Annotated in this window: 20 protein-coding genes and 1 tRNA gene; 9 read left to right on the top strand and 12 right to left on the bottom strand. The window is 71.6% G+C overall.

The genetic code is table 11. The annotated features are described in order from the left end of the window. Nucleotides 1–42: 42 nt before the first annotated feature. Nucleotides 43–1,614 (bottom strand): hypothetical protein, encoded by a 1,572-nt coding sequence (locus tag HFV08_RS07555; protein WP_168537063.1) that lies wholly within the window; start codon nt 1,612–1,614, stop codon nt 43–45. A gap of 225 nt (nt 1,615–1,839) precedes the next feature. Continuing rightward, nucleotides 1,840–1,968 carry a DLW-39 family protein gene (locus HFV08_RS31100; RefSeq protein WP_003999697.1) on the bottom strand — a complete coding sequence of 43 codons (129 nt, stop codon included), beginning with the start codon at nt 1,966–1,968 and terminating at the stop codon, nt 1,840–1,842. Between the two features lie 336 nt (nt 1,969–2,304). Here HFV08_RS31100 and HFV08_RS07545 point away from each other — a divergent pair, with 336 nt between their 5' ends. Then, the gene (locus tag HFV08_RS07545; protein ID WP_168537061.1) at nt 2,305–3,147 is read left to right on the top strand and encodes a DUF6344 domain-containing protein; all 843 of its coding nucleotides are present in this window, start codon (nt 2,305–2,307) and stop codon (nt 3,145–3,147) included. A gap of 1,008 nt (nt 3,148–4,155) precedes the next feature. On the opposite strand, the gene HFV08_RS07540 is transcribed toward HFV08_RS07545, so the two are convergent. Further along, on the bottom strand, nt 4,156–5,688 hold the full coding sequence (locus HFV08_RS07540; protein WP_168537059.1) for a serine/threonine-protein kinase: 1,533 nt from the start codon (nt 5,686–5,688) through the stop codon (nt 4,156–4,158). A gap of 49 nt (nt 5,689–5,737) precedes the next feature. Then, complete coding sequence (locus HFV08_RS07535; RefSeq protein ID WP_168537057.1) at nt 5,738–6,286, bottom strand: helix-turn-helix domain-containing protein; 549 nt, start codon at nt 6,284–6,286, stop codon at nt 5,738–5,740. A 180-nt stretch (nt 6,287–6,466) separates the two neighbouring features. On the opposite strand from HFV08_RS07535, the gene HFV08_RS07530 reads away from it, so the two are divergent. Further along, nucleotides 6,467–6,539, top strand: a tRNA-Ala gene (locus HFV08_RS07530). Nucleotides 6,540–6,848: 309 nt separating this feature from the next. Here the strand turns inward: HFV08_RS07530 and HFV08_RS07525 are convergent. After that, the gene (locus tag HFV08_RS07525) at nt 6,849–7,568 is read right to left on the bottom strand and encodes a DUF5324 family protein (RefSeq protein WP_040251137.1); all 720 of its coding nucleotides are present in this window, start codon (nt 7,566–7,568) and stop codon (nt 6,849–6,851) included. A 329-nt stretch (nt 7,569–7,897) separates the two neighbouring features. Between HFV08_RS07525 and HFV08_RS07520 the strand changes: the two genes are divergently transcribed. After that, a complete protein-coding gene (locus tag HFV08_RS07520) occupies nt 7,898–8,425 on the top strand; it encodes a peptidylprolyl isomerase (protein ID WP_168537055.1) in 528 nt (175 codons plus the stop codon). A gap of 141 nt (nt 8,426–8,566) precedes the next feature. Then, on the top strand, nt 8,567–9,466 hold the full coding sequence (locus tag HFV08_RS07515; protein ID WP_168537053.1) for a rhomboid family intramembrane serine protease: 900 nt from the start codon (nt 8,567–8,569) through the stop codon (nt 9,464–9,466). Between the two features lie 487 nt (nt 9,467–9,953). Here the strand turns inward: HFV08_RS07515 and crgA are convergent, their stop codons facing one another. Continuing rightward, nucleotides 9,954–10,208, bottom strand: coding sequence for a cell division protein CrgA (gene crgA / locus HFV08_RS07510; RefSeq protein WP_040251128.1), 255 nt, complete (start codon nt 10,206–10,208; stop codon nt 9,954–9,956). A 156-nt stretch (nt 10,209–10,364) separates the two neighbouring features. Between crgA and HFV08_RS07505 the strand changes: the two genes are divergently transcribed. From HFV08_RS07505 to HFV08_RS07485, 5 genes are all read left to right on the top strand, one after another. After that, on the top strand, nt 10,365–11,216 hold the full coding sequence (locus HFV08_RS07505) for a DUF881 domain-containing protein (protein ID WP_168537051.1): 852 nt from the start codon (nt 10,365–10,367) through the stop codon (nt 11,214–11,216). Nucleotides 11,217–11,395: 179 nt separating this feature from the next. Then, the gene (locus HFV08_RS07500; RefSeq protein ID WP_168537049.1) at nt 11,396–11,569 is read left to right on the top strand and encodes a hypothetical protein; all 174 of its coding nucleotides are present in this window, start codon (nt 11,396–11,398) and stop codon (nt 11,567–11,569) included. A gap of 53 nt (nt 11,570–11,622) precedes the next feature. Continuing rightward, the gene (locus HFV08_RS07495; protein WP_168537047.1) at nt 11,623–12,288 is read left to right on the top strand and encodes an aminodeoxychorismate/anthranilate synthase component II; all 666 of its coding nucleotides are present in this window, start codon (nt 11,623–11,625) and stop codon (nt 12,286–12,288) included. Continuing rightward, nucleotides 12,285–13,880 (top strand): class E sortase, encoded by a 1,596-nt coding sequence (locus HFV08_RS07490; protein WP_168537045.1) that lies wholly within the window; start codon nt 12,285–12,287, stop codon nt 13,878–13,880. The genes HFV08_RS07495 and HFV08_RS07490 overlap by 4 nt, the downstream gene beginning before the upstream one ends. Before the next feature lie 289 nt (nt 13,881–14,169). Continuing rightward, on the top strand, nt 14,170–14,868 hold the full coding sequence (locus tag HFV08_RS07485) for a class E sortase (protein WP_312885469.1): 699 nt from the start codon (nt 14,170–14,172) through the stop codon (nt 14,866–14,868). Between the two features lie 214 nt (nt 14,869–15,082). Here HFV08_RS07485 and pknB read toward each other — a convergent pair whose 3' ends face one another. The 6 genes from pknB to HFV08_RS07455 all read right to left on the bottom strand — a co-directional run bounded on the left by pknB (nt 15,083) and on the right by HFV08_RS07455 (nt 23,212). Next, entirely contained in the window at nt 15,083–17,098 is a 2,016-nt protein-coding gene (gene pknB, locus HFV08_RS07480) for a Stk1 family PASTA domain-containing Ser/Thr kinase (RefSeq protein WP_168537043.1), read from the bottom strand. 171 nt (nt 17,099–17,269) lie between these two features. Beyond that, nucleotides 17,270–18,739 (bottom strand): peptidoglycan D,D-transpeptidase FtsI family protein, encoded by a 1,470-nt coding sequence (locus tag HFV08_RS07475; RefSeq protein WP_168537041.1) that lies wholly within the window; start codon nt 18,737–18,739, stop codon nt 17,270–17,272. Further along, on the bottom strand, nt 18,736–20,166 hold the full coding sequence (locus HFV08_RS07470) for an FtsW/RodA/SpoVE family cell cycle protein (RefSeq protein WP_168537039.1): 1,431 nt from the start codon (nt 20,164–20,166) through the stop codon (nt 18,736–18,738). Before HFV08_RS07470 ends, HFV08_RS07475 begins: the two co-directional genes overlap by 4 nt. Nucleotides 20,167–20,190: 24 nt before the next feature. After that, a complete protein-coding gene (locus tag HFV08_RS07465) occupies nt 20,191–21,690 on the bottom strand; it encodes a Stp1/IreP family PP2C-type Ser/Thr phosphatase (RefSeq protein ID WP_168537037.1) in 1,500 nt (499 codons plus the stop codon). Between the two features lie 141 nt (nt 21,691–21,831). After that, the gene (locus tag HFV08_RS07460) at nt 21,832–22,347 is read right to left on the bottom strand and encodes an FHA domain-containing protein FhaB/FipA (protein WP_040251112.1); all 516 of its coding nucleotides are present in this window, start codon (nt 22,345–22,347) and stop codon (nt 21,832–21,834) included. 10 nt (nt 22,348–22,357) lie between these two features. Further along, on the bottom strand, nt 22,358–23,212 hold the full coding sequence (locus HFV08_RS07455; RefSeq protein ID WP_040251109.1) for an FHA domain-containing protein: 855 nt from the start codon (nt 23,210–23,212) through the stop codon (nt 22,358–22,360). Between the last annotated feature and the right edge of the window lie 309 nt (nt 23,213–23,521).

Genomic DNA, 23,521 nt, shown 5'->3' with positions numbered 1-23,521 from the left:
GGTGGAGGCAGAGGTGTCGCGGGTCCGTTCGCGGTGCGGTGGTCAGCGTCCTGGATACGACGGTGGCTCGGGTGGCGCCTGGCCGGACCGCGTGGACGCGTCCCGCTGGCGCCGCTCCGCGCGTGCCGCGCCCCGGCGGGCGAGGAGCGTCCACAGGCCGAGGACGGCGAGAGCCAGGGCGCCGGTGCCGAAGCCGCCCGCGGCCACCGCCCTCGCCGCGGTGGGACCGAGCAGCGGATCGTCGTCGGCGTCCCCGGCCGGATCGGCGGGGCCGCCCCTCGCGCCCGGGCCGTCCTCGGTGCCGAACAGTCCCGAGGGCTGCGGCGACCCCGCGTAGCCCGGCCCGTCCTGGGCCTCGCCCTCGACCGCGATGTTCAGCGTCAGGGCGAGGGGGCGGTCACCGAAGGTGCCGGCCACCTTGTCGTTCAGATGCACGGCCAGGTAGTACCAGCCCGCGAAGCGCGCCGAGGTCATCTCCTCACGCGCCGCCGCGAAGCGGTTCCCGTAGGCGACCGGCGCCATCGGGCGGAGCGTGGTCTTCTTCGGCTGCCCGTCGTACGAGGTGTCGGTGCGGGCCACCGTCGCGCGCACCGGGTTGTACAGCGCCAGTTCGAGCGCGCTGGAGACGTAGTCGCCGCCGGCGCGGCCGGTGCCGGCCGCCGGGTCCGTGTCCGCGTCGGAGCCGGAGCCGGAGCCAGGGCCGTCCCCGGGGCCGTCGCCGGAGCCCGTATCGGACCCTTCGCCGGGATCCGCACCCCCGGAGTCCTGGCCGGTGGGGCTCCCGCTGCCGGAGCCCTCGCTGCGGGAGCCCTCGCCCGGCTCGGAGCCCTCGCCGCCGGAGCCCGGGGCGATCCCGGCGCCGATTCGCAGGCGCTGGCCCCAGTCGACCGGCACCCGGTAGAAGAGCGTGGTCCCCGAGGTGATGCGGTCGCGCCAGGCGCCGTTCTCCAGGGCGGGGGCGTCGTTGAAGCTGGTGCCGCCCTCGCGTGTGCGCGCGGGTCCGGCGGGCGGCTCGGCGGAGGCGGAGGGGGCGGCGTCGGAGGGCGGTGCGCTCGGGGCCTTGCCGCGCAGCGCCGGTTCGGTGGCGAACTGCAGCTCCAGGTCCCAGTTCTCCGGATGGGAGCCCTTGCGTTCGACCACCGCGTAGTAGGTCCCCGCCTCCTGGCAGGTGCCCTCGGCCGGGCCGATCAGCCGGGCCGCGGTGGCGACGAGCGGACGCGGGCTGACCAGGGAGCCGAAGCTCGTGGCGTCGTACGAGCAGGTGAAGCCCTCGGCGGTCTGGAGCGAGACCTTGACGCCGTCGCCGTAGGCGCCGTCGGTGCCGGGCGGGGGCAGCGCGGTCGCCGAGACATAGGCGCTGGAGGCGGAGTCCAGGCTGATCCGGTAGTACCCCTTCGCGCCGGGGCCGAGGGCGCTGCGGTAGCGGCCGCCCGCCTTCAGCTGCCGGGCACCGGAGGCCTCCCCGGCGGCCGCCACGGTGGGGGCGTCCTCGGCGAAGGCGTACGGATCGGGGCGGGCGGCGGCCCAGGCCTGTCCGGGGAGGGCGGCGAGCAGGCACAACGCCGCCGTCGCGGCGGACACCGCCCGTACGCACCGCGCAGCTTCGAGCCGCACGCCCACGCCTCATCCCTCCCCCGTGAGTCCGGTCAGGTACCGCGGGTGGTCACGTTTCCCGCGGGTAACCCGCCCGGGACTCTCTACCCCGGCCCCGTGCGGTGCGCAACCCCTGGCCTGGAACTGTGGATTCCGCCCGGCTTGCCTCCGTTCGGGCGGGGCCGGTCAGCGCAAGGCCCCGGCCGCAGTGAGCGGCCGGGGCCAGGGCATGTCTGCTGTGGCAGCTCAGGAACCCGTGGGCACGGAGTCGGTCGCCTCCGTCCACAGATCCTGCTCGGCGCGATCCGCCTGGATCTGGCGGTACACGAGGAGCCCGCCGATGGCGGCCAGTGCGACCAGGAGAAGCTTCTTCACCGCGCGACCTCGTCTTTCCTTGACGTAGGGGACCTTCGGCGCCCGACTATACACACCGGCCGATACCAATCGGTGACCTGTCTCCGCACCCCCGGAACCCGCCAACTCCCGCCTCCACCAGGGCAGTCGAAGCGGATCTCGCTCCTCCGGGTGCCCTTGTGGAAATGTGACGTTCAGCGCTCTTGGCCGTATTCGGGGAGCTTCCTGATCGCGTGCGGCCAGAAGGGTGGTGTTCATCGGAAGATCGCTGTGCGCCGGTGTCGGTCCCCCACTCGATTCCTCACATACACATCATTGGGAAAGTACGCAAATCGCCCAACCTGAAAGTGAGGAGCCATGGCCGCCACCAAGGTCATGAAGCTGTGGGCCGCGCTCATCGCCGCGGTCTTCACCGTCTTCGCCGCACTCGGATTCTCCAGCACGGCCACCGCCGCCGTCCCGGCGCAGAAGACCAAGGAGCACTGCAACGACCTGGAGACCGCGCTGGACGTCATGGACGTGACGCCCGCGCACTTCGTCGCCAAGGACATCAGGTCGCTGCCGCCGACGATGAAGCAGCGCATCGCGGCCGAGGCGCACGGCTCCTCGCCGAGCTGCCGCCGGATGGGCAGCACCGCCGACCGGCACACACCCCGGCACGAACAGGCAGTGCCCGCCGAGGACGGCCGGCCACCGCTGAACACGGCAGAGGCTCCCGTCGGCACCGGCGAGCGGACCCCGCTCCAGGACGGCTCGGCCTTCGCCCTCGAAACCCCCGACTTCACCCTCGGCGACCCGCAAGCCCCCGCCCCGCGGGGTGAATCGGCACCGGCCCCGGAGAGCGAGTCGGCACCCGCGCCGCAGAGCGAGGAAGCATCCGCCCAGCAGAACGAGGAAGCTCCCGCGCCGCAGGGCGAGGAAGCCCCGCTCATGGGTGAGGAAGCGCCCGCCATGGAGGACGCCGAGGGCCCCGCTCCGGACACCGCCGAGGCACCCGCCCCCGAGTCCGCCGAGGAAGCCGCACCCGAGCCCGCGTTCCCCTCGCAGCGCCAGGGCACCGGCGAAGCCCGCCCGTCCGGCAGCACCGGCAGCGTCGCGGGCGCCCTCTCGCCGACGATCGTCCACCAGACGCGCCCCAACGTCTACGAGGACTCCACGGCCGCACTCCTCGCCGGTCCCTCCGGCCAGATCCTGTCCTGAACGCGCCGTTTTCCGCTCTCCGCAGAGGCAGCACGGGAGCAGGACAGGAGCAGCGCAGGAATCGGGCAGCAACCGGCGCCTGGACCAACTGCCGTACGCCGTCGCAGAGTCGGCGGCAGGACAGCAGGACGGCCCGCCGGGCAGCTTGCCGGCAGGGCAGGTCGAGGCCGGGTTCCCCGAGCGAGCAGGACCGGATGAGGATCGAGGATCAGCGCCGCAACCGTTCGGACACCGGAGTCGGGAAGACGTCTCGGAAGGCTGACTCCGCACTACCGGAAGCCACCGCAGGAAGCCGGGCACACGCGTCCGTACGTACGCGAGATGCGTGGGCACGCACCTCGGGCACGGAACTCCTGAGGGCCATCCCGGCCCAGAGGAATTCCCGGCAGCCCGCCAGGCCGCCGCGAGAACAGGACGTACACAGGACGTACAGACAGCCCCCATCCTGCCCGGCCACCGCACGCAGCCACCGCGCCCAGCTCCGGTCGGATGGATCCGAGTCCCCTACGGATACGGATATGGATACGGACAGAGATCGGCCTGTACGGGCAGGACCGCCCCACACGGGTAGCCGACCTGCGAGGGCAGAGGACAACCGATCTATGCGTACAACCGACCTACGCGGACAACCGACCCGCGAGGACGACCGGTTCACGCAGGCAGTCGACCCACCCCGCGAACAGGCGCACCCACAGCAGCAGTTGCCGCCCCTGGACGCCACCGACCTGACAGCCCGCGCCAGTTGACCTGACCAGGCCGGCTCAAGCGACCCCGCCACCCATCCACCCGTAAACCCGTATACCCGCACCGGGAGAACCGCGCCCTCAAGCCCGCGCGACCCGGCAGCCATCCCTCTCCTCGGCACACACGGGCTCACGAGTTCGCGTGCCCCGAGCCTCCGTGCCCACCTCCACGAGACCCCTGAAGCGGACCGCGCCCAGCGGAGCCGCCCCTCGGCATGTCCGGCCCCGGGCGCGGCGGACCGGAGGCGGCGCGGCCCGGACGTGCTCAGAAGAGTTGCAGCAGGCCCCAGGTCCCCACCGCGAAGCTCAGGGTCGCGGCGCCGAGCAGGAGGATGACGGCCTTCACCGGGGGGCCCGGCTTGCGCTTGCGGCGGGAGGGAGCGGCGGGCCGGGCCGCGGTCTGCGTCTGGGAGGAGGCGGCACCGTGCACGGTGTGCTGGGCGGTGTAGCGGCTGGTCGGCGGGTACGCGTACGAGGGCTGCGCGGTGGACGGCGTCTGGTCCCCGTGGTTCTGGTTGCCGTGGGGCTGCGGGGGAGGCGCCGGGGCCGGGTCCGCGTACGGCCGGTAGGCGGCGGGGGGTTCGGGCGGAGCGGTCGGAGGATGCGGGGGCGGGCTCGGCACCACGTCCCGGGGGGCCGTGGCGGGCGGCGGCGGGGCCAGGTGGAAGCTGCCCGTGTCCGAGAGGGACGGTGAGGACGCCGCGGCGGAGGCCGGGGCCGCGGCGGACGGTGGAGTCGGCGAGCCCGCGGTGGGTGGCGGTGGAGTCGGCGGACCCGCGGCGGCCGGTGGAGTCGCTGGCGGTGGCGTCGCCGGGGGCGTCGTCGGTGGCCGTGGTGGGACGGACGGCGGCGTCGCGGGAGGTGTCAGAGGCGGGGCGGGCGGAGCCGGGGGGCGGGGGTGCCGGGGGCGGCCGCGGAGCGGGCCCTCGGGGCCGAAACCTTCCGGCAGCGGGCCGAGTTGGTCGAAGACCTCCACCAACTCGTCCTCGTCGAGGGAGGGTTCGGGCAGCAGCTCGGCGGCCGCGGCGAGTGCCTTGCGGGCGCCGGTCGCGGTGCGGAAGCGGGCCTCGGGATCGGGCTGGAGCAGGGTGGCCGCGACCTGCCAGAGCGGTTCGGGGATGCCCTTGGGCGCGCGCGGGGTGCCGTGCTCGGCGAAGTACTCGATCAGCGCCCTGGCGTCCGGCTTGGCGCCCTCCAGGAGGTAGAGCGCGACCAGGCCGACCGCGAACAGGTCGGCGGGGAAGTCCGGTTCGGAGCCGAGCATCTGCTCGGGCGCGAAGTAGCCGGGGGTGCCGACCACGTAGTCCGTCTCGGTCAGGCGGGGCTCGCCCTTGCGCATCGCGATGCCGAAGTCGGACAGGCGCAGGTGCGGGCGGCCCGAACCGGTCGCCTCCAGAAGGACGTTGGCGGGCTTGATGTCGCGGTGCACCACGCCTTCCGCGTGCACCGCGGCCAGACCGGCGAGCAGCTGGTCGAGCAGAGTGCACACGAAACGCGGCGGCAGCGGGCCGTAGTCCCCGATCAGATGCGCGAGCGAGCCGCCGCCGACGAGGTCCATGGTGAACAGGACCTTGTCGTCGTCGGCGGCCCAGCTGGCGGGCGCGAGCACATGCGGATGGTCGATCCGCAGCGCCTGCTCCCGTACGAAGCGCAGCAGGGTGTGGGCGTCGCTCTGCTGGAGCACCTTGGCGGCGACATAGCGGCGCCGCCGGTGGTCCCAGGCGCGCCACACCGCACCGACTCCCCCGCGCCCGATCGGGTCGGCCAGTTCGTACCGGCCGGCGAACACCTCACCCATGGCCTGGTGCGCTCCCCTTCGGTGTGCCCGGGCGAGCCGGTGCCCGGGGTCAGTTCTGGTGTGCCTGGTAGTGGGTCACCGCGTCGGCGGTCCGCCCGGCGCCGTACACCCGCAGGAACTCTGCCAGTTCGGGGTGGGCCAGGGCGAGGGAGTCCGCCGCATCGATGATGTCACCGGCCGCGGCGACCGAGCGCAGCAGTGACTGGATCTCGCGCACCACGCGTTTGACGGTCGGCGCTCCCGAACTGGACGTGTTCTGCCCGGCGTTGCTCAGCACCGAACCGCCCTGGGACTTCTTTATCTCGTCCATCCGCTCGGTGGCCTCGGCCGCGCTCACGCTGCCGTCGGCGACCTGTCCGGCCAGCGACTGCAGCAGCTGCACCCGCTGCACCACCGCCGGATTGCCGATCTTGGCCCGCTGGCCGCTCATCAGCTGGGACAGCATCGGCGCCGAGAGGCCGAGGACCCCGGCCAGCCGCGCCTGGTTGAGTCCCAGGTCGTCTATCAGCTTGCGGAAGAGCGTCCCCAGCGGCTCTCCGTACCAGTTCCGCTGAAGCTCACGAGCTCTTGCGGTGGCTTCCTGTTGTGCGGCATCCATTGCGTCTCCCCATCGCTTCCCCAAGTACCGCGGTTCGCTGAAGTGAACCCCGTGGGGCATCTTACGGAGCGTGGTCGCGCACGGGGACCCCAATCCTTTTGTGAGATCCGGGGGATGACCCGCTACTCTGGTCCCGGTGCACGGCACAGGCGCGTTTCCGCGGGCTCGGCACCATGGCGAGGGGCCTTAGCTCAGTTGGTAGAGCGCTGTCTTTGCATGGCAGATGTCAGGGGTTCGACTCCCCTAGGCTCCACATCCTCAGAGGCCGCCTGACCGTTTTCCACAGGTCAGGCGGCCTCTGCGTATGTACGGGCCGGGCCCGCCCGAGGGTGCCGCGCGGCTTCCCGCCGGTCTTGGTCTGTCAGCAGTCCGGCTGTCCGGTATTCAAGAGGGCACACAGAGTAAGCCGGGTAAGCAAACGCTCTCTGCGGCTCGCGGCCGGTGCGGAAAAGGGCAGGAAATTGCCGGTGCCGATGCGCTGCGCGCCATGTTCCACGTGAAACATCGTTGGGCGGGAGGCCGTCACTGCCTCCCGCCCAACGAGTCCTCGGTGAAGCGAGGTTCAGCTCTCCTTCGGCTTACCGCGCGAGGAGGAGCCGCTGCCGTCCGCTTCGTCCTGCTTCGCCTGGACCTCCGGGTCGAGCCCGGCTGCCGGGCTGCCGTCGACCGCGGTGATCGGCGCGGAGGGGTCCCGCACCTCGGTCGCCGCGGGGGGCTCGACCAGCCAGTCCGGGTTGGCCTGCTTGTCCCACCACTTCCAGACGGCGAAGGCGCCGCCCGCGACCAGGCCCAGGAGCGCGACGCCCTTGAGGGCGCTGCCCGCCCGGCCGCGGCGCTGCTTCCTGCGGACGAGCTTGTCGATCTCCTTGGCCGAGACCTGTCCGCGCAGCGCGGCGACGGCGGCCGCACTGCGGGCGGACGCCTCCTCGCGTACGGGCTGGGTGGCGGCCACCGCCTGCTCGATACGGGGACGGGAGTACTCCGCCGCCTGCTGAGCTGCCTTGCGGGTGCGGTGCGCCGCTTCCTGGGCGGCCTGGTCGACCTTCGGCGGCACATGCTGCAGAGCCGCCTCCAGTCGTGGGGCGACATGGGCGCCGTACTGCACACGGGCCTGGTCCGCAGCGAGGGACACCCGGGGGGCGAGCCGTACGCGTGCTTCCTGGGCGTACAGGGCTGCCCGGTCCTTGGCCGTGTCGGCGTAGGGCGCCACCACTTCCGCAGCGTGCAGAACGCTGTCCTTCGCAGAGCCGGTAGCGGCGCGCACGCTGTCCATGCGGTTCACGAGAACCTCCTTCTCGGTGGCATACCGTTTCGCCTTTCCACCCCCATGAGGATCATGCCTGTCCGGTGCCGCGGCGGCTTGCGAAAGCAGGCATCCGGGTCACAGGTGCAGAGTGGGGCGAGAGACGATCAATCCGGTGCAAAAGTTCTGGATCGGTCCGGGTCCGACGATGCCACGGATCGGGCCGCCGAGCGCCTCCTTGGCACCCGGCAGCCGGGGGTTTTCCCGGTGAGGACGCCGGATCGGCGGGTACGGGGCGGTGGCCGGGTATGGTGCGGGCCGGTCCGTGCGAGGATCGGGGAGTCACAGAGGACAACGGAAGGCAGATCGTGGCCGAGCAGCTGTACGCCACCCTGAAGACCAACCACGGCGACATCGAGGTGCGGCTGCTGCCGAACCACGCGCCCAAGACGGTCAAGAACTTCGTCGAACTCGCCCAGGGCGAGCGGGAGTGGACCAACCCGGAGACCGGTGCGAAGACCACCGCCAGGCTCTACGACGGCACCGTCTTCCACCGCGTGATCAGCGGCTTCATGATCCAGGGCGGTGACCCCCTGGGCAACGGCACCGGCGGCCCGGGCTACGAGTTCGAGGACGAGTTCCACCCGGACCTCTCCTTCGACCGCCCGTACCTGCTCGCCATGGCCAACGCCGGTCCGGGCACCAACGGCTCGCAGTTCTTCATCACCGTGTCGCCGACCGCCTGGCTGACCCGCAAGCACACCATCTTCGGCGAGGTCGTCGACGAGGGCGGCAAGAAGGTCGTGGACGCCATCGCGGCCGCCAAGACCAACCCGCGCACCGACCGCCCGGTGAGCGACGTGGTCATCGAGTCGGTCGTCATCGAGACCCGCTGAGTCCCGGGATCGGCTGAGGGTCGAGAGCCGCCGGGCCGCCGCGGCCGGGAACCTTGTGCCCCGCCCATCCGTCAGGAAGGGCGGGGCGGTGCCGTCTGCGGGGCGGCCGCCGCGGGCAGTCGTACGGGATCGAGGCACGCCATGGACCAGCCGTCAGGCGGGAGGCAGGCGCAGGGCGAGCTGCCCGGCTGCTACCGCCACCCCGACCGGGAGACCGGCGTGCGCTGTGTGCGCTGCGACCGGCCCATCTGCCCGGAGTGCATGGTCAGTGCCTCCGTCGGATTCCAGTGCCCGGACTGCGTGCGGGCCGCGAACACCGGGCCCGGGGCGAGCGCGGCCCGGCCGCGCACCCTGGCGGGCGGCTCCGTCGCCGCCGATCCCCGGCTGGTGACCAAGGTCCTGCTCGCGCTCAACCTCTTCATGTTCGTCGCCGTGCACGTGGGCGACACGGTCCTGGCCCACACCGCGCTGCTCGGCGGCTGGCCCCCGCCCCAGTACTTCCCCTCCGGCGGGTACGCGCCCACCGAGGGAGTGGCCTCCGGCGAGTGGTACCGCCTGCTGACCTCGATGTTCGTACACGAGCAGCCCTGGCACCTCGCCTTCAACCTGCTGGGCCTGTGGTGGCTCGGCGCCCCGCTGGAGGCGGCGCTCGGCCGGGCCCGCTATCTCGCGCTCTATCTGCTCTCGGGCCTCGCGGGCAGCGCGCTCACCTATGTCCTGGTCGCCCCGCAGGACGTCTCGTACGGGGCCTCCGGCGCGGTCTTCGGCCTGCTCGGGGCCACCGCGGTGCTGATGCGGCGGCTGCGCTACGACATGCGCCCGGTGATCCTGCTGCTCGGCCTCAACCTGGTCTTCACCTTCACCATGTCGAACATCGCCTGGCAGGCACACATCGGCGGTCTGGTCGCCGGTGCCGCCCTGGCGTACGCGATGGTGCACGCCCCGGCCGAGCGGCGCTCGCTGGTGCAGTGGGGCTCCAGCGCGCTCCTGCTCGCGGTGCTGGTCGCCACCGTTCTGGTGCGTACCGCCGTCCTTCTCTGACCCGCGCCACCGCCTCCGGAACGGGGCCGGCGGACCCTCCGGGCTGTGAATAAAACAGGTGTTCGAAACACAGCTTCGCCTGCATCTTCGCAAGTTGTCCACAGCGTGTGCCCGGTCTTGCGCGGGGGGTGCGGAAGCCCGCGGGTCTGCCTCGCTGACCTGGGTTTTCCCAGGAAGGGCAAGGGGGGAACAGGTATCCGGATACCGGTACGGCAGTCACACCGGCGTCAACCGCGCAGAGGTTATCCACAGATCTTCAGATCTTTTCCCCATGTGGACAGCCCTGTGGATAACTCGGCGGTGATCCCCGGGGGCCCCGGCAGCCCCCGGTGGTCCGAGGGCGCACACAGCGAACCCCGCGGCCGGAGAGCACGGCTGCCTCCCCGGAGACACCGGAGCCGGGAGGGCTCAGGAACTCAGGCGAGGCGGCCGACCGGCCGCGGGGCGCTGGTGCTGCTGGTACGGATGCCGACGAACCGCGGAAACGCTACTTCCACTGCGTGGAGACACCGAATCCGGCGGCGATGAAGGCGAAACCGACGACGATGTTGAAGTTGTCGATCGACTCGATCGGCAGTTTGCCGTCGGTCACGTAGAAGACGACGATCCAGGCGAGGCCGATCAGGAAGAGGGCGAGCATCACCGGTGCCACCCAGCTGCGGCTGGTCAGCTTGATGTTCGTCGCCTGCTTCGCCGGCGGGGGCGTGTAATCGTCCTTCTTGCGAATACGTGACTTCGGCACGAGGGTCTCTCCTGTCGATGCGCTGCCTGCCCGCGCACGGGACTGTGGACTGGGCTGAAGAGGCAGCGTACAAGCGGACACTGAGGGGACACTGAGTGCTCCCCCGAGCGTCCGTTAGCGTAGTGCTTCCCCGGCGCCGTTAGGAGTAAGGGTCCGTTGAGCCATTCTGCCGACTCCACCGGCCCCGGCACCAGCCCTCCCGGGGGCGGGAACGGGAACGACGAGGACACGAGAGACGACAAAGGCCGCACGGCCGAGGCGCCGCGCGGCCGCGGACGGCTGCGCGGGCACCCGGTGCGCCTGCTGACGGCCGCCGTCTTCGCCCTCGCCGGGCTGCTCTTCTTCACCAGCTTCAACACGGCCAAGGGCACCAACATCCGTACCGACGCCTCGCTCCTGAAGCTGTCCGACCTGATCCAGGAGCGCAGCCGCAAGAACGGTCAGCTGGAGGAGTCCAACGCGGGCCTGCGCGGCGACGTCGACTCGCTCGCCGAGCGGGACAACGGCAGCACCGAGGCCGAGGAGAAGAAGCTCGCCGCCCTGGAATCGGCCGCTGGCACCCGCAAGCTGCGCGGCGAGGCCCTCACGGTCACCCTCGACGACGCCCCGCCGGACGCCACCGCCAAGCTGCCCGGCTACCCCGAGCCGCAGCCCAACGACCTGGTCATCCACCAGCAGGACCTGCAGGCCGTGGTGAACGCCCTGTGGCGCGGCGGCGCCCGCGGCATCAAGGTCATGGACCAGCGCCTGATCTCCACCAGCGCCGTCCGCTGCGTCGGCAACACCCTGATCCTCCAGGGCCGCGTCTACTCGCCCCCGTACAAGGTGACCGCCGTAGGCGCACCGCAGAAGCTGAAGAAGGCGCTCTCCGACTCCCCGCAGATCCAGAACTACATGCTGTACGTCAACGCCTACGGACTCGGCTGGGACGTCCACGACGACGGCACCCGGACCCTGCCCGGCTACTCCGGCACCGTCGACCTGCACCAGGCCGAGCCCGTCGACTGAGCGCCCCCGCACGGACCCGGGGCACGTCTGTGCGCCCCCCGAGCGGGCCTTCGTACCCGGCGGGGTGTGACGAGGCACATGGGGTGAGGCTTTGTCCAGGCGGCCCCGAGCCGCCGCCGGGTCCGCTTAGTCTTGATGCGGCACACCGGGAACGCGGCGGACGGGACGAGTGGGACGGCATGTACGGCTGGATCTGGCGGCATCTGCCGGGCAACGTGTGGGTGAGGGCACTCCTCTCGCTGCTCCTGGTGCTCCTCGTCGTCTTCCTGCTGTTCCAGTACGTCTTCCCGTGGGCGGAGCCGCTGCTCCCCTTCAACGACGTCACGGTCGACGAGGGAAGGGCGGGCCGGTGAGCGGCGCCGCGGCGGTGGCCCGCGCCGGGGAGGCCACGACGGAGAATGCGGTCATGAACGACATCGCCCCCGGGTCCGGACGGCCGGCCCGCATCCTCGTCGTCGACAACTACGACAGCTTCGTCTTCAACCTCGTGCAGTACCTGTACCAGCTGGGCGCCGTCTGCGAAGTGGTGCGCAACGACGAGGTGTCCACCGGGCACGCCCAGGACGGCTTCGACGGCGTGCTGCTCTCGCCGGGCCCCGGCACCCCCGAAGAGGCGGGCGTCTGCGTCGAGATGGTCCGGCACTGCGCCGCGACCCGGGTGCCCGTCTTCGGCGTCTGCCTGGGCATGCAGTCGATGGCGGTCGCCTACGGCGGCGTCGTCGACCGGGCGCCGGAGCTGCTGCACGGCAAGACCTCCCTCGTACGGCACGAGGGGCGCGGCGTCTTCGCGGGGCTGCCCACGCCCTTCACCGCGACCCGCTACCACTCGCTGGCGGCCGAGCCGCGGACCGTACCCGCCGAGCTGGAGGTCACCGCGCGGACCGAGGACGGCATCGTCATGGGGCTGCGGCACCGCGAACACGCCGTGGAGGGCGTGCAGTTCCACCCCGAGTCGGTGCTCACCGAGCACGGCCACCGGATGCTGGCCAACTGGCTGGCCGAGTGCGGCGACGAGGGCGCCGTGGGGCGTTCCGCGGGCCTGGCCCCGATCGTGGGCAGGGCCTCGGCGTGACCGAGCCGGTCCCCGAGCGCGACCGGGCGGGCTCCGGGAGCGGCGCCCCGCCGGGCGAACGGGCCGCCTGGGAAGGCTCCTTGGCGGACACCGGCGCCTTCGAGGCCGCCGTCGAACAGCTCGACGACCCGCTGAACGACCCCCTCCCCGCCCGCCACCCCTCGCCGTGGTTCCGCACGCCGGGGCCCGGGGAGCAGCCGGGCCCGCCCGCGCCCGAGGCCCAGGCGGGCCGGGGCAGGCGCAGAAAGCCGCCTCAGCCGCCGGAAACCGGCCAGACGCCCCGGCGGCCCGCCCCGGAGCGGGAACGCCCCACAGGCCGCCGCAGAGCGCCGCAGCGCGCGGTGCCGCAGCCTTCGCCCCCTGCCGGGCAGACGCCGCCGTCCCCGGCGCGGCAGACGCCGCCGTCCGCCGCTCGGCAGGCGCCACCCTCCGCCGCTCGGCAGACGCCGTCCTCCGCGGGGCAGGCGCCCCCCTCCGCGGGGCAGGTGCCTCCGTCCGCTGCGGGGCGGGCACCGGCTCGTGGAGCCCGGCGGAACCCGCCGCCCGCCGCGGGGCGGACGCCCGCTCCTGACGCCCGGCAGGCCGCCCAGCCCCGTCGTCGCGACGACGAGACGGTGGGGCTGCGGGTGCCGCCGCCGGAGGAGTCCGGGCGGGCACGGCCCCTCGGCGACGAGACCGTAGCGCTGGGTACGGCGCGGGAGGCCGGGAGCGCCGCGGCGGCCCCGGAGGCGGCGGGCGGGCGGGCGGCCCGGCGCAAGGCGGCCAAACGGCAGGGCCGCGGCGGCAGTTCGGGCACGGGCGCCGAGGCAGCCGGGGCGTCCGGAGCCTCGGGGGCAGCCGGGGCGTCCGGCGACGGAGAGGAGTCCGCGGCCCCGCTGAGCCGGGTGGAGGCGCGGCGGGCGGCCAGGGCGCGCAAGCCCAGCGCGGGGGTCATCGCGAGCCGGGCGGTCGGAGAATTCTTCATCACCCTCGGCGTGGTCCTGCTGCTCTTCGTGACGTACCAGCTGTGGTGGACCAACGTCCGGGCGCACCAGCAGGCCGACGGCGCCCGCGACAGCCTGGAAGAGGACTGGGCCAAGGGCAAGCGCCAGCCCGGGGTCTTCGAGCCGGGGCAGGGCTTCGCCATCATGCACATCCCGAAGCTGGACGTGGTGGTGCCGATCGCCGAGGGCATCAGCAAGCACAAGGTCCTCGACCGCGGCATGGTCGGGCACTACGGCGGCGAGGGCACCGTCAAGACGGCGATGCCGGAGGACAAGTCGGGCAACTTCGCGGTCGCCGGGCACCGCAACACCCATGGCGAACCGTTCCGCTACATCAACCGCCTCAAGCCCGGCGACCCGATCGTCGTGGAGACCCAGCACACGTACTACGTCTACAAGATGGCGAACATCCTGCCGCAGACGCCGCCCAGCAACACCTCGGTGATCGCACCCGTCCCGAATGGTTCGGGTTTCTCCAAGCCGGGCCGGTACCTCACACTGACGACGTGCACTCCGGAATTCACCAGTACGTATCGAATGATCGTCTGGGGCAAGATGGTCGAGGAGCGGCCGCGCGGCAAGGGCAAGCCGGACGCGCTCCTCGGCTGAGGGACCCGGGCCGGGCGCGCCCAACGGCCCGCCGGGCGGGCGGGGTCGAGCCGTGCGTGGCACGGGCGGTCGGGCGAGTACCTGAGACGGACGGGCAGGGGCAGTGACAGCAGGCAGCGACGCGGACCGCGACCGGGAGGAGCAGCCCGCGGCACAGGAGTCCACGACAGAGGAGGCCTCGAAGGAGCGGCCCGTGGCCGAACCGCCCGTGGCCGAACCGCCCGTGGCGGAGCAGCCCGCGACGGAACAGCCCGCTGGGGAGGAGTCCGCGGCGGCGGAAGCGGCGCCCGTGCGGCGGCGGCGCGCGCCGGGACGGATCGTCACCGCGGTCGGCGTCTTCGGTGAACTCCTCATCACCGCGGGCCTGGTGCTCGGCCTCTTCGTCGTCTACTCGCTGTGGTGGACGAACGTCATCGCCGACCGCGAGTCCGACCGGCAGAGCGAGCGGGTCCGCGACAACTGGGCGCACGGGGACGGCAAGGACCAGGGTCCCGGCGGACTGGACACCGAGGGCGGCCTCGGCTTCCTGCACGTACCGGCGATGAGCAAGGACGAGGTGCTCGTCAAGAAGGGCACCTCCGCGAAGGTCCTCAACGACGGCGTCGCCGGGTACTACACCCAGCCCGTCAAGTCCGCGCTGCCGAAGGACGAGAAGGGCAACTTCTCGCTCGCCGCCCACCGCGACGGCCACGGCGCCAGGTTCCACCGCATCGACAAGATCAAGAAGGGCGATCCGGTCGTCTTCGAGACCAAGGACGTCTGGTACGTCTACCGGGTCTACGCGACGCTCCCGGAGACCTCGAAGTACAACGTCGGTGTCCTGAACGCGATCCCCGGCGACTCCGGACGCGAGAAGCCCGGCCGGTACCTCACCCTGACGACCTGCACCCCGGTCTTCACCTCCCGGTACCGCTATGTGGTCTGGGGCGAACTGGTCCGCACCGAGAAGGTCGACGCGGAGCGCACGCCCCCGAAGGAGATCCGCTGAGGCAGGCGCTCCGCCGCTCGCCCTCCCCGGCTTCCCTCCCGCTCGCCCTCCCCGGCTTCCCTCCCGCTCGTCCACCCGCAGAGCGCGGTGCGCCGGAAGTCCCCCTCCACGCCGAAGTCCCCGGCCCCACCTCGCGGGTGGTGCCGGGGACTTCGCCGTGCTGCCTGCCGTACGGGCCGTGCTTCAGCGGCCGGGGCTCAGGTTCCGCGGGGCCCTAGTCGCGGCGGCCGGGGAATCCGTCGGGGCCGCCGAAGACGACTCCGCCGTTGTCGCCGCCGCCCTGGTCGCCGCCCGGGCCGCCGCCACCGCCGATGGTGATCAGCGTGACCTTGTCGCCCTTCTTGACCTGGGTGCCGCCGCCGGGCTGGGTGCCGATGACGGTGGCGTTCGGGTCGTTGGGGGAGCCGGGGTTGACCTCCGGGGTCAGGCCGAGCCCGGTGAGCTGGGCCTGGACGTCCTTCAGCTTCTTGCCGGTGAGGTCGCCGGGCACCGTGATCTGCGCGGGGGCCTTGGCCACCTGGAGGTTGACCTTGGAGCCCGGGTCGGCCTGGCTGTTCGCCGCGAGGCTCTGGCTGAAGACCTTGCCGGCCTCCGCCTCGGCGTTCTCGACCTCGGTGCACTCGCCGACCAGGTCGTTGTCCTTCAGCTGGGCCTTGGCCTCGTCACAGGACTTGCCGGTGACGTCGGGGACCGTGGACTGCTTCTTCTCCTTGGCCACGGTCAGGGTGATCTTGCTGCCCTTCTGGACCTCGCTGCCGGAGGAGGGGTCCTGGTCGAGGACCATGCCGGGGTCCTCGGTCGACTCCCGGTACTTCGTCTTGACCTCGAACTGGTACTTGTCGCCCTCGAGCTTCTCCTTGGCGTCGTCGACGTCCTCGTCGATGACGTTCGGCACCGCCACCTTCGGCGCGCCGGTGGAGACCGTGACCGTGATGGTGTCGCCCTTGTTGACCTCGGTCTTGGGCCCCGGGCTCTGCTCGCAGACCCGGTTCTTGGGCTGGTCGTCGCAGGGCTTGCGGGTGACGTCGAGCTTGAGCCCGACGTTGTCCGCCATCCCCTCGGCGTCCTGGTAGGTCTCCCCCACCAGGGCGGGCGTGTACACCGGGTCGTCGGCGCTGTTGTTGTCGCTGAAGACCCACTTGCCGATGAGGATCGCGCCGACCAGCACCAGCACACCGGCCACGACGAGCAGGATGGTGGAGGTGTTGTTCTTCTTCTGGCGGCGCCGGTCGACGCGGTCGTCGTAGCCGTAGCCGCCCTCGTCCGGGTTGACCGGGGGCATCATCGAGGTCTGCTGGCCGCCGTTCTGCGGGCGCAGCATCGCCGTCTGCTGGTCGTCGGGGTGGCCGCCGTAGCCGACCGAGCCGAGGCCCGCGGTGGCCGCGACGGGCTGGCCGTCGAGGCAGGCCTCGATGTCGGCGCGCATCTCGTCGGCGGACTGGTAGCGGTAGTCGGGGTCCTTGACCAGGGCCTTCAGGACGATGGCGTCCATCTCGGGCGTGATCTCGGGGTCGTAGACACTCGGCGGCTGCGCCTCTTCGCGTACGTGCTGGTAGGCGACCGCCACCGGGGAGTCCCCGACGAAGGGCGGGCGCACGGTCAGCAGTTCGTAGAGCAGGCAGCCGGTGGAGTAGAGGTCGCTGCGCGCGTCCACGGTCTCGCCCTTGGCCTGCTCCGGGGAGAGGTACTGGGCGGTGCCGATCACGGCCGCGGTCTGCGTCATGGTCATCCCGGAGTCGCCCATGGCGCGGGCGATGCCGAAGTCCATGACCTTGACCTGGCCGGTGCGGGTCAGCATGACGTTGGCGGGCTTGATGTCGCGGTGGACGATGCCGGCGCGGTGCGAGTACTCCAGGGCCTGGAGGATCCCGACGGTCATCTCCATGGCGCGCTCGGGCAGCAGCTTGCGGCCGGAGTGAAGAAGCTCACGCAGCGTCGAGCCGTCCACGTACTCCATCACGATGTACGGGATGGAGACCTGGTCGATGTAGTCCTCGCCCGTGTCGTAGACCGCCACGATCGCGGGGTGGTTGAGCGAGGCGGCCGACTGGGCCTCCCGGCGGAAGCGGGCCTGGAACGACGGGTCGCGGGCGAGGTCCGCGCGCAGCGTCTTCACCGCCACGGTGCGGCCGAGCCGGGTGTCGTGGGCGAGGTGGACCTCGGCCATGCCACCACGGCCGAGCACCTGGCCCAGCTCGTACCGGCCGCCGAGGCGACGCGGCTCTTCCATAGCTAATCCAGCCCTCTCCGTCGTTCCCGGCCGCACGCTCTGCGCGGCCCGGCGGTGTGCTGCCCGGGCATACCGTACCCGGCCTGTGCTGCCCGGCCCGACCCGTCACCGTGACCCGATACCGGACCGGTACCCCCTCGGGACACCGGTGTGAAGGCGTCGTGACCGGGGTCACTGCTTGCTGTCGACGACCGCCTTCATCACGTCCCGGGCGATGGGGGCGGCGAGGCCGCCACCGGAGATGTCGTCGCGGCTGGCGTCGGAGTCCTCCACGACCACGGCCACCGCCACCGGGGAGCCCGAGTCGGTCTTCGCGTAGGAGATGAACCACGCGTACGGGTTCTTGCTGTTGGCGACGCCGTGCTGCGCGGTACCCGTCTTGCCGCCGACCGTGACGCCGTCGATCTTGGCGTTCTGGCCGGTGCCCTTGTCGACGACGGTCTCCATCATGTCCTGGAGCTTCTGCGCGTTCTCCTCGGACAGCGGCTCGCTCATCTTCTTCGGCGAGGTCTTCTCGACCACGTCGAGGTTGGGCGCCTGGAGCTGGCTGATCATGTACGGCTCCATCAGCGTGCCGTCGTTGGCGACCGCGGAGGCGACCATCGCCATCTGCAGCGGGGTCGCCGCGGTGTTGAACTGGCCGATGGAGGAGAGCGCGGTCTGCGACTTGTTCATGTCGTCGGAGAAGTTGGAGGCATTGGTGCGCACCGGCGTGAACTGCTCCTTGTTGAAGCCGAACTCCTCCGCCGTCTCCAGCATCTTGTCGTTCTCGAGGTCCGAACCGATCTTGCCGAACACGGTGTTGCAGGAGACCCGCAGGGCCTCGCGCAGGGTCGCGTTCTCGCAGGGGATGTCGCCCTCGTTCTTCAGCTCGGTGTTGGTGCCGGGCATGGTCCAGGGCAGCGGCGACTTGGTCTTGTCGTCCGGGTTCTCGTAGAGGCCGTGCTCCAGGGCCGCCGCGGCGGTCACCACCTTGAAGGTGGAGCCGGGCGGGTAGGTCTGCCGCAGCGCCCGGTTGAGCATCGGCTCGTCCGGGTTCTGCTTCTTCTGGAGCTTCTCCCAGGCCTTGGAGTCCGTGGTCGTGGAGTTCCCCGCGAAGGTGGAGGGGTCGTAGGAGGGCGTGGAGGCCAGCGCGAGGATGGCGCCGGTGCGCGGGTCCAGGGCGGCCACCGCGCCCTTCTTGCCGCCGAGTCCCTCGAAGGCCGCCTTCTGGGCGTCCGCGTTGAGGGTGGTGACGACGTTGCCGCCCTCCTTCTTCTTGCCGGTGAGCATGTCCAGGGTGCGGCGGAAGAAGAGGCGGTCGTCGTTGCCGGTGAGGATGCCGTCCTCCAGGCTCTCCAGCTGGGTGGCGCCGAAGGCCTGGGAGGCGTAACCGGTGACGGGGGCCCACATCGGGCCGTTGCTGTAGGTGCGCTTATAGGCGAAGTCGCTGCCCGAGGTCTTGGTGGACCCGGTGATCGGCTTGCCGTCCACGATGATGTTGCCGCGCGGCGAGGCGTACCGCTCGATGGCGACGCGGCGGTTCTTCTCGTGGGTGCGCAGCTCGTCGGCGGCGACGTACTGGATCCAGTTGTCGCGGGCGAGCAGCGCGAGAACCAGCAGCCCGCAGAAGATCGCGATCCGGCGCAGGGGCTTGTTCACGGGCGCACCACCTGGGTCATCTCGGCGTCGGGGTTCGGGGCGGGGGCGGGGGCCGGGCGTCTGGCGGTGTCGCTGATCCGGATCAGGATGCCGATCAGGGCGTAGTTGGCGATCACCGAGGAGCCGCCGTAGGCGACGAAGGGCATGGTCATGCCGCTCAGCGGGATCAGGCCCATCACGCCGCCCGCGACGACGAAGACCTGGATGGCGAAGGCGCTGGACAGGCCCACGGCGAGCAGCTTGCCGAACGGGTCGCGGGCGGCCAGGGCGGTACGGATGCCGCGCTCCACGATCAACGCGTACAGCAGCAGGATGGCCATCACCCCGGCGAGCCCCAGCTCCTCGCCGAAGGTGGCGAAGATGAAGTCGGAGTTGGCGGCGAAGCCGATCAGGTCCGAGTCGCCCTGGCCGAGGCCGGTGCCGAGCACACCGCCGGAGCCGAAGGCCATCAGGGACTGGGCCATCTGCTCGCTGTTGCCCTGCATCACCTGGTCGGAGAAGGGGTTGAGCCAGGCGTCGACGCGCTCCTGCACATGCGGCTCGAAGCTGGCCACGCCCACCGCGCCGATGCCGGACATCAGCAGACCGAAGACGATCCAGCTGGTGCGCTCGGTGGCGACGTACAGCACCACGATGAACATGCCGAAGAACAGCAGCGAGGTGCCGAGGTCGGTCTCGAAGACCAGGATGAGCAGGCTCATCGCCCACACCGTGATGATCGGGCCGAGGTCGCGGCCGCGCGGCAGGTACAGGCCCATGAACCGGCGGCTGGCCAGCGCCAGCGCGTCTCTCTTCACCATCAGGTAGCCGGAGAAGAAGATCGCGATGATGATCTTCGCGAACTCACCGGGCTGGATGGTGAAGGCGCCGATCGAGATCCAGATCTTCGCGCCGTTGACCGCGGGGAAGAACACCGGCGCCACGAGCAGCACCAGCGCCACGACCATCGAGATGTACGTATAGCGCTGGAGGATGCGGTGGTCCTTGAGGAACACCAGGATCGCCGCGAAGAAGGCGACGCCGAGCGCCGAGTACATCAGCTGTTTCGGCGCGTCCGGCGAGAAGGCGCCGAAGAGGTTCTCGGCGCGCTGCTGGAGCCGCGGCGACTGGTCGAGCCGCCAGATGGCGACCAGACCCAGGCCGTTCAGCAGGGTGGCCAGCGGCAGCAGCAGCGGATCGGCGTACGGGGCGAACTTCCGCACGACCAGGTGCGCGACGCCCGCGAGACCGCCGAGTCCGAGGCCGTAGCCGATCATCCCGGTGGGGACCTCGTCGTTCACGGCGAGGCCGACATTGACGTACGCGAAGACCGGGATGACGACGGCGAAGACAAGGAGCGCCAGCTCGGTGTTGCGGCGGCTCGGCGTGCCGATGGATCCGATCGTCGAGGTGTTCGCGGTGTTCGTGGTGGAGGTGGAACTGCTCATGGTGTGCCCGGGCCCCTCAGCTGCTCACTTCTTGCCGCACTGCCCGACCAGGGTCTTCTCTTCCTCGGAGAGAGTGGGGCCCGGTGTGGGAGTGGGTGATTTGGTGGGCTTGGCCTCGGTCTTGCCGCCCTTGTCCGTCGACTTCGGCGGGCCCGAGGGGTTGGCCTCGTCACCGGAGGGGGGCTGCTCCTTCTCGGCCGCCCGGCGCTCCTCCTCCTTGCGGCAGGCGGTGGCCTGCCGGGCCAGCTCGTCGATCTTGTCGTTGGCCTGGTCGATGCCGTCCTCCACGATCGTCGCCTCGACCTGCCGCTGCTGGTACGGCGGCAGGTACTTGAGTTCGATCTCGGGGTGGTCCTTCTGCACCTTCGAGAGGTTCACCCAGGCGAGGTCCTGGCTGATACCGCGGTACAGCGCGACATGGCCGTCGTTGGAGCCGACGTAGTACTGGGTCTGCGTCCAGCGGTAGCCCCCGTAGAGGCCGCCCGCGATCACCGCCAGGGCCAGCACCCCGTAGAGGGTCGGCTTGACCCACCTGCGGCGGCCGCCGCCCTTGTCGAGGTCGTCGTCCCCGTACGCGCCGAAGCCCCCCTCCGGTGCGTACCCCGCCGCCCCCTCGCCGCCGCTGCCGGGCGGACCGAACTCGCCTCCGGCGGGCGGGGGTTCGGGGGTGCGGCCGAGGCCGGAGGCGCGGCCCGCGGGGGTCTCCATGGCGCCGTCGTCGTGGGTCTGGTGCTGGTTCTCGGCGACCGCGCCGACCACCACGGGGGTGTCGCTGAGCCGGCCCGCGAGGGTGTCGCCGCTGTCGATGTCGAGGACGTCGGCGACGATCACGGTGATGTTGTCGGGGCCGCCGCCGCGCAGCGCGAGCTGGATCAGCTCCTGCACGGTCTCCTGCGGGCCCTGGTAGCTGGCGAGGGTGTCCTCCATCGTCTGATGGCTGACGACGCCGGAGAGTCCGTCGGAGCAGATCAGGTAGCGGTCACCGGCGCGCACCTCGCGGATGGAGAGGTCGGGCTCGACGTGGTCGCCGCTGCCCAGGGCCCGCATCAGCAGCGAGCGCTGCGGATGCGTGGTGGCCTCCTCCTCGGTGATGCGGCCCTCGTCCACGAGCCGCTGCACCCAGGTGTGGTCCTGCGTGATCTGGGTCAGGGCGCCGTCGCGCAGCAGATAGGCCCGCGAGTCGCCGACGTGCACCAGGCCGAGCCGGCGGCCCGTCCACAGCAGCGCGGTGAGCGTGGTGCCCATGCCCTCCAGCTGCGGGTCCTCCTCGACCATCACCCGCAGCTGGTCGTTGGCCCGCTGCACGGCGGTCCCCAGCGAGGTCAGGATGTCCGAGCCGGGTACGTCGTCGTCGAGGGTGACCAGCGTCGAGATCACCTCGGAGGAGGCCACCTCGCCCGCGGCCTGGCCCCCCATGCCGTCGGCGATGGCGAGCAGCCGGGGACCGGCGTAACCCGAGTCCTCGTTGCCCTCGCGGATCATGCCCTTGTGCGATCCGGCGGCGAAGCGCAGTGACAGGCTCATGCCCACCTCGCCCGTCGGCTCGGACTGCAGCCGGTCTCCTCGAGCCACACTGCCCACCCTCCGGTCGAAAGCACGCCGTGGCCCCGCCGCTCTCCGGCCGGCCCCGCGCCCCTTCGCTCGCTCCGCTCGTTCATTGGCGTACTACTTCCGCAGCTCGATGACGGTCTTGCCGATACGGATCGGCGCTCCCGGCGGAATCGGCGTCGGGGTAGTGAGCCGGGTCCGGTCGAGATAGGTGCCGTTCGTCGAACCGAGGTCCTCGACGATCCACTGGCCGTCGCGGTCCGGGTAGATCCTGGCATGCCTGCTCGACGCGTAGTCGTCGTCCAGCACGATCGTCGAATCATGGGCCCGGCCCAAGGTGATCGTCTGCCCCTGGAGGGCGACCGTGGTGCCCGTGAGGGTGCCTTCGGAGACCACCAGCTTCGTGGGGGCGCCGCGGCGCTGGCGCCCGCCGCCGCTCTGGCGCTGCTGCTGCGGCGGCGGGGCGGACTGGCGCGCGGCCTGCTGCGGCCGGGCGTCCCGCCGAGCGGCCCCGCGCTGGGTGACACGCGTACCGAACAGGTCGCTGCGGATGACCTGTACGGCCACGATCACGAACAGCCACAGAACGGCCAGGAAACCCAGCCGCATGACCGTCAGGGTCAGCTCTGACATTGCCCCCGCTTCACCCTTCGGCTTGCCGGTAAATGATGGTGGTGCTCCCCACGACGATCCGGGAGCCGTCGCGGAGCGTAGCGCGGGTGGTGTGCTGCCCGTCCACCACGATGCCGTTCGTGGAACCGAGATCCTGGATCGTGGGGGGCGTTCCGGTCCGGATCTCGCAGTGCCGGCGCGAGACGCCGGGGTCGTCGATCCGCACGTCGGCCTCGGTGCTGCGGCCGAGGACGAGCGTGGCGCGGGCGATCTGGTGGCGGTTGCCGTTGATCTCGATCCAGCAGCGCGTCGCCTGGCCGCGGCCTCCCGCACCGGGTCGCGCCGGGGCGCCGGGCGGGGAGGCGGGACGGCCGGGCGGCGGAGCCGAGGGCATCGGCGGGGCGCCGGCGGGGGCCTGCGGGTATCCGTACCCGCCGCCGGGGCGGCCCTGCGGCGGATGCGCGGGGGCGCCGCCGGGACCTGGCCCGCCGGGGCCGGGCGCCTGGGAGGTGCTGGAGGCCAGGGTGCGGCTGCGCACCCGGTACAGACCGGTGTCCAGGTCCTCGGCCTTCTCCAGGTGCACCTTGATCGGGCCCATGAAGGTGTACCGCTGCTGCTTCGCGTAGTCGCGCACCATGCCGGCCAGTTCGTCCCCGAGCTGGCCCGCGTAGGGGCTGAGGCGCTCGAAGTCCGGCGCGCTCAGCTCGACGATGAAGTCATTGGGCACGACGGTCCGGTCGCGGTTCCAGATGGTCGCGTTGTTGTCGCACTCCCGCTGCAGCGCACCGGCGATCTCCACCGGCTGCACCTCGGACTTGAACACCTTGGCGAAGGTGCCGTTGACCAGCCCCTCCAGGCGCTGTTCGAACTTCTTCAGGACTCCCACGGGGCACCTCCTCCTTCGCCGCGTCCTGCGTACGCGCTCTGCTGTCTTCCTGCTCCGGCCCGCCCGTCGTGCGTGCCGCCGTCCTTGCGCACCGCCCGCCGGTACCGCTGCCCGGCCGCCTGCCCGGCTTCCGGTACCGCCACCCTCCCCGGCGCACTGATCCTGCTTACCGATCGTATCCACGCACCGGGAAAACACCCGGTTCCCCCGGAACCGCCCGGCGAGGAGTGTCGACCCTCACAGCTCGTGCCCCACCTGGTCATGCCCACGGCCGGGACCGCCGATCCGTCCGCCGGCCGCCCGGACCGG

It is taken from the genome of Streptomyces physcomitrii, assembly GCF_012273655.1.
GTDB classification, from domain to species: Bacteria; Actinomycetota; Actinomycetes; order Streptomycetales; family Streptomycetaceae; genus Streptomyces; species Streptomyces physcomitrii.
Note: the sequence above shows the minus strand (reverse complement) of the source record. Positions and strands in the feature narration are given on the sequence as shown.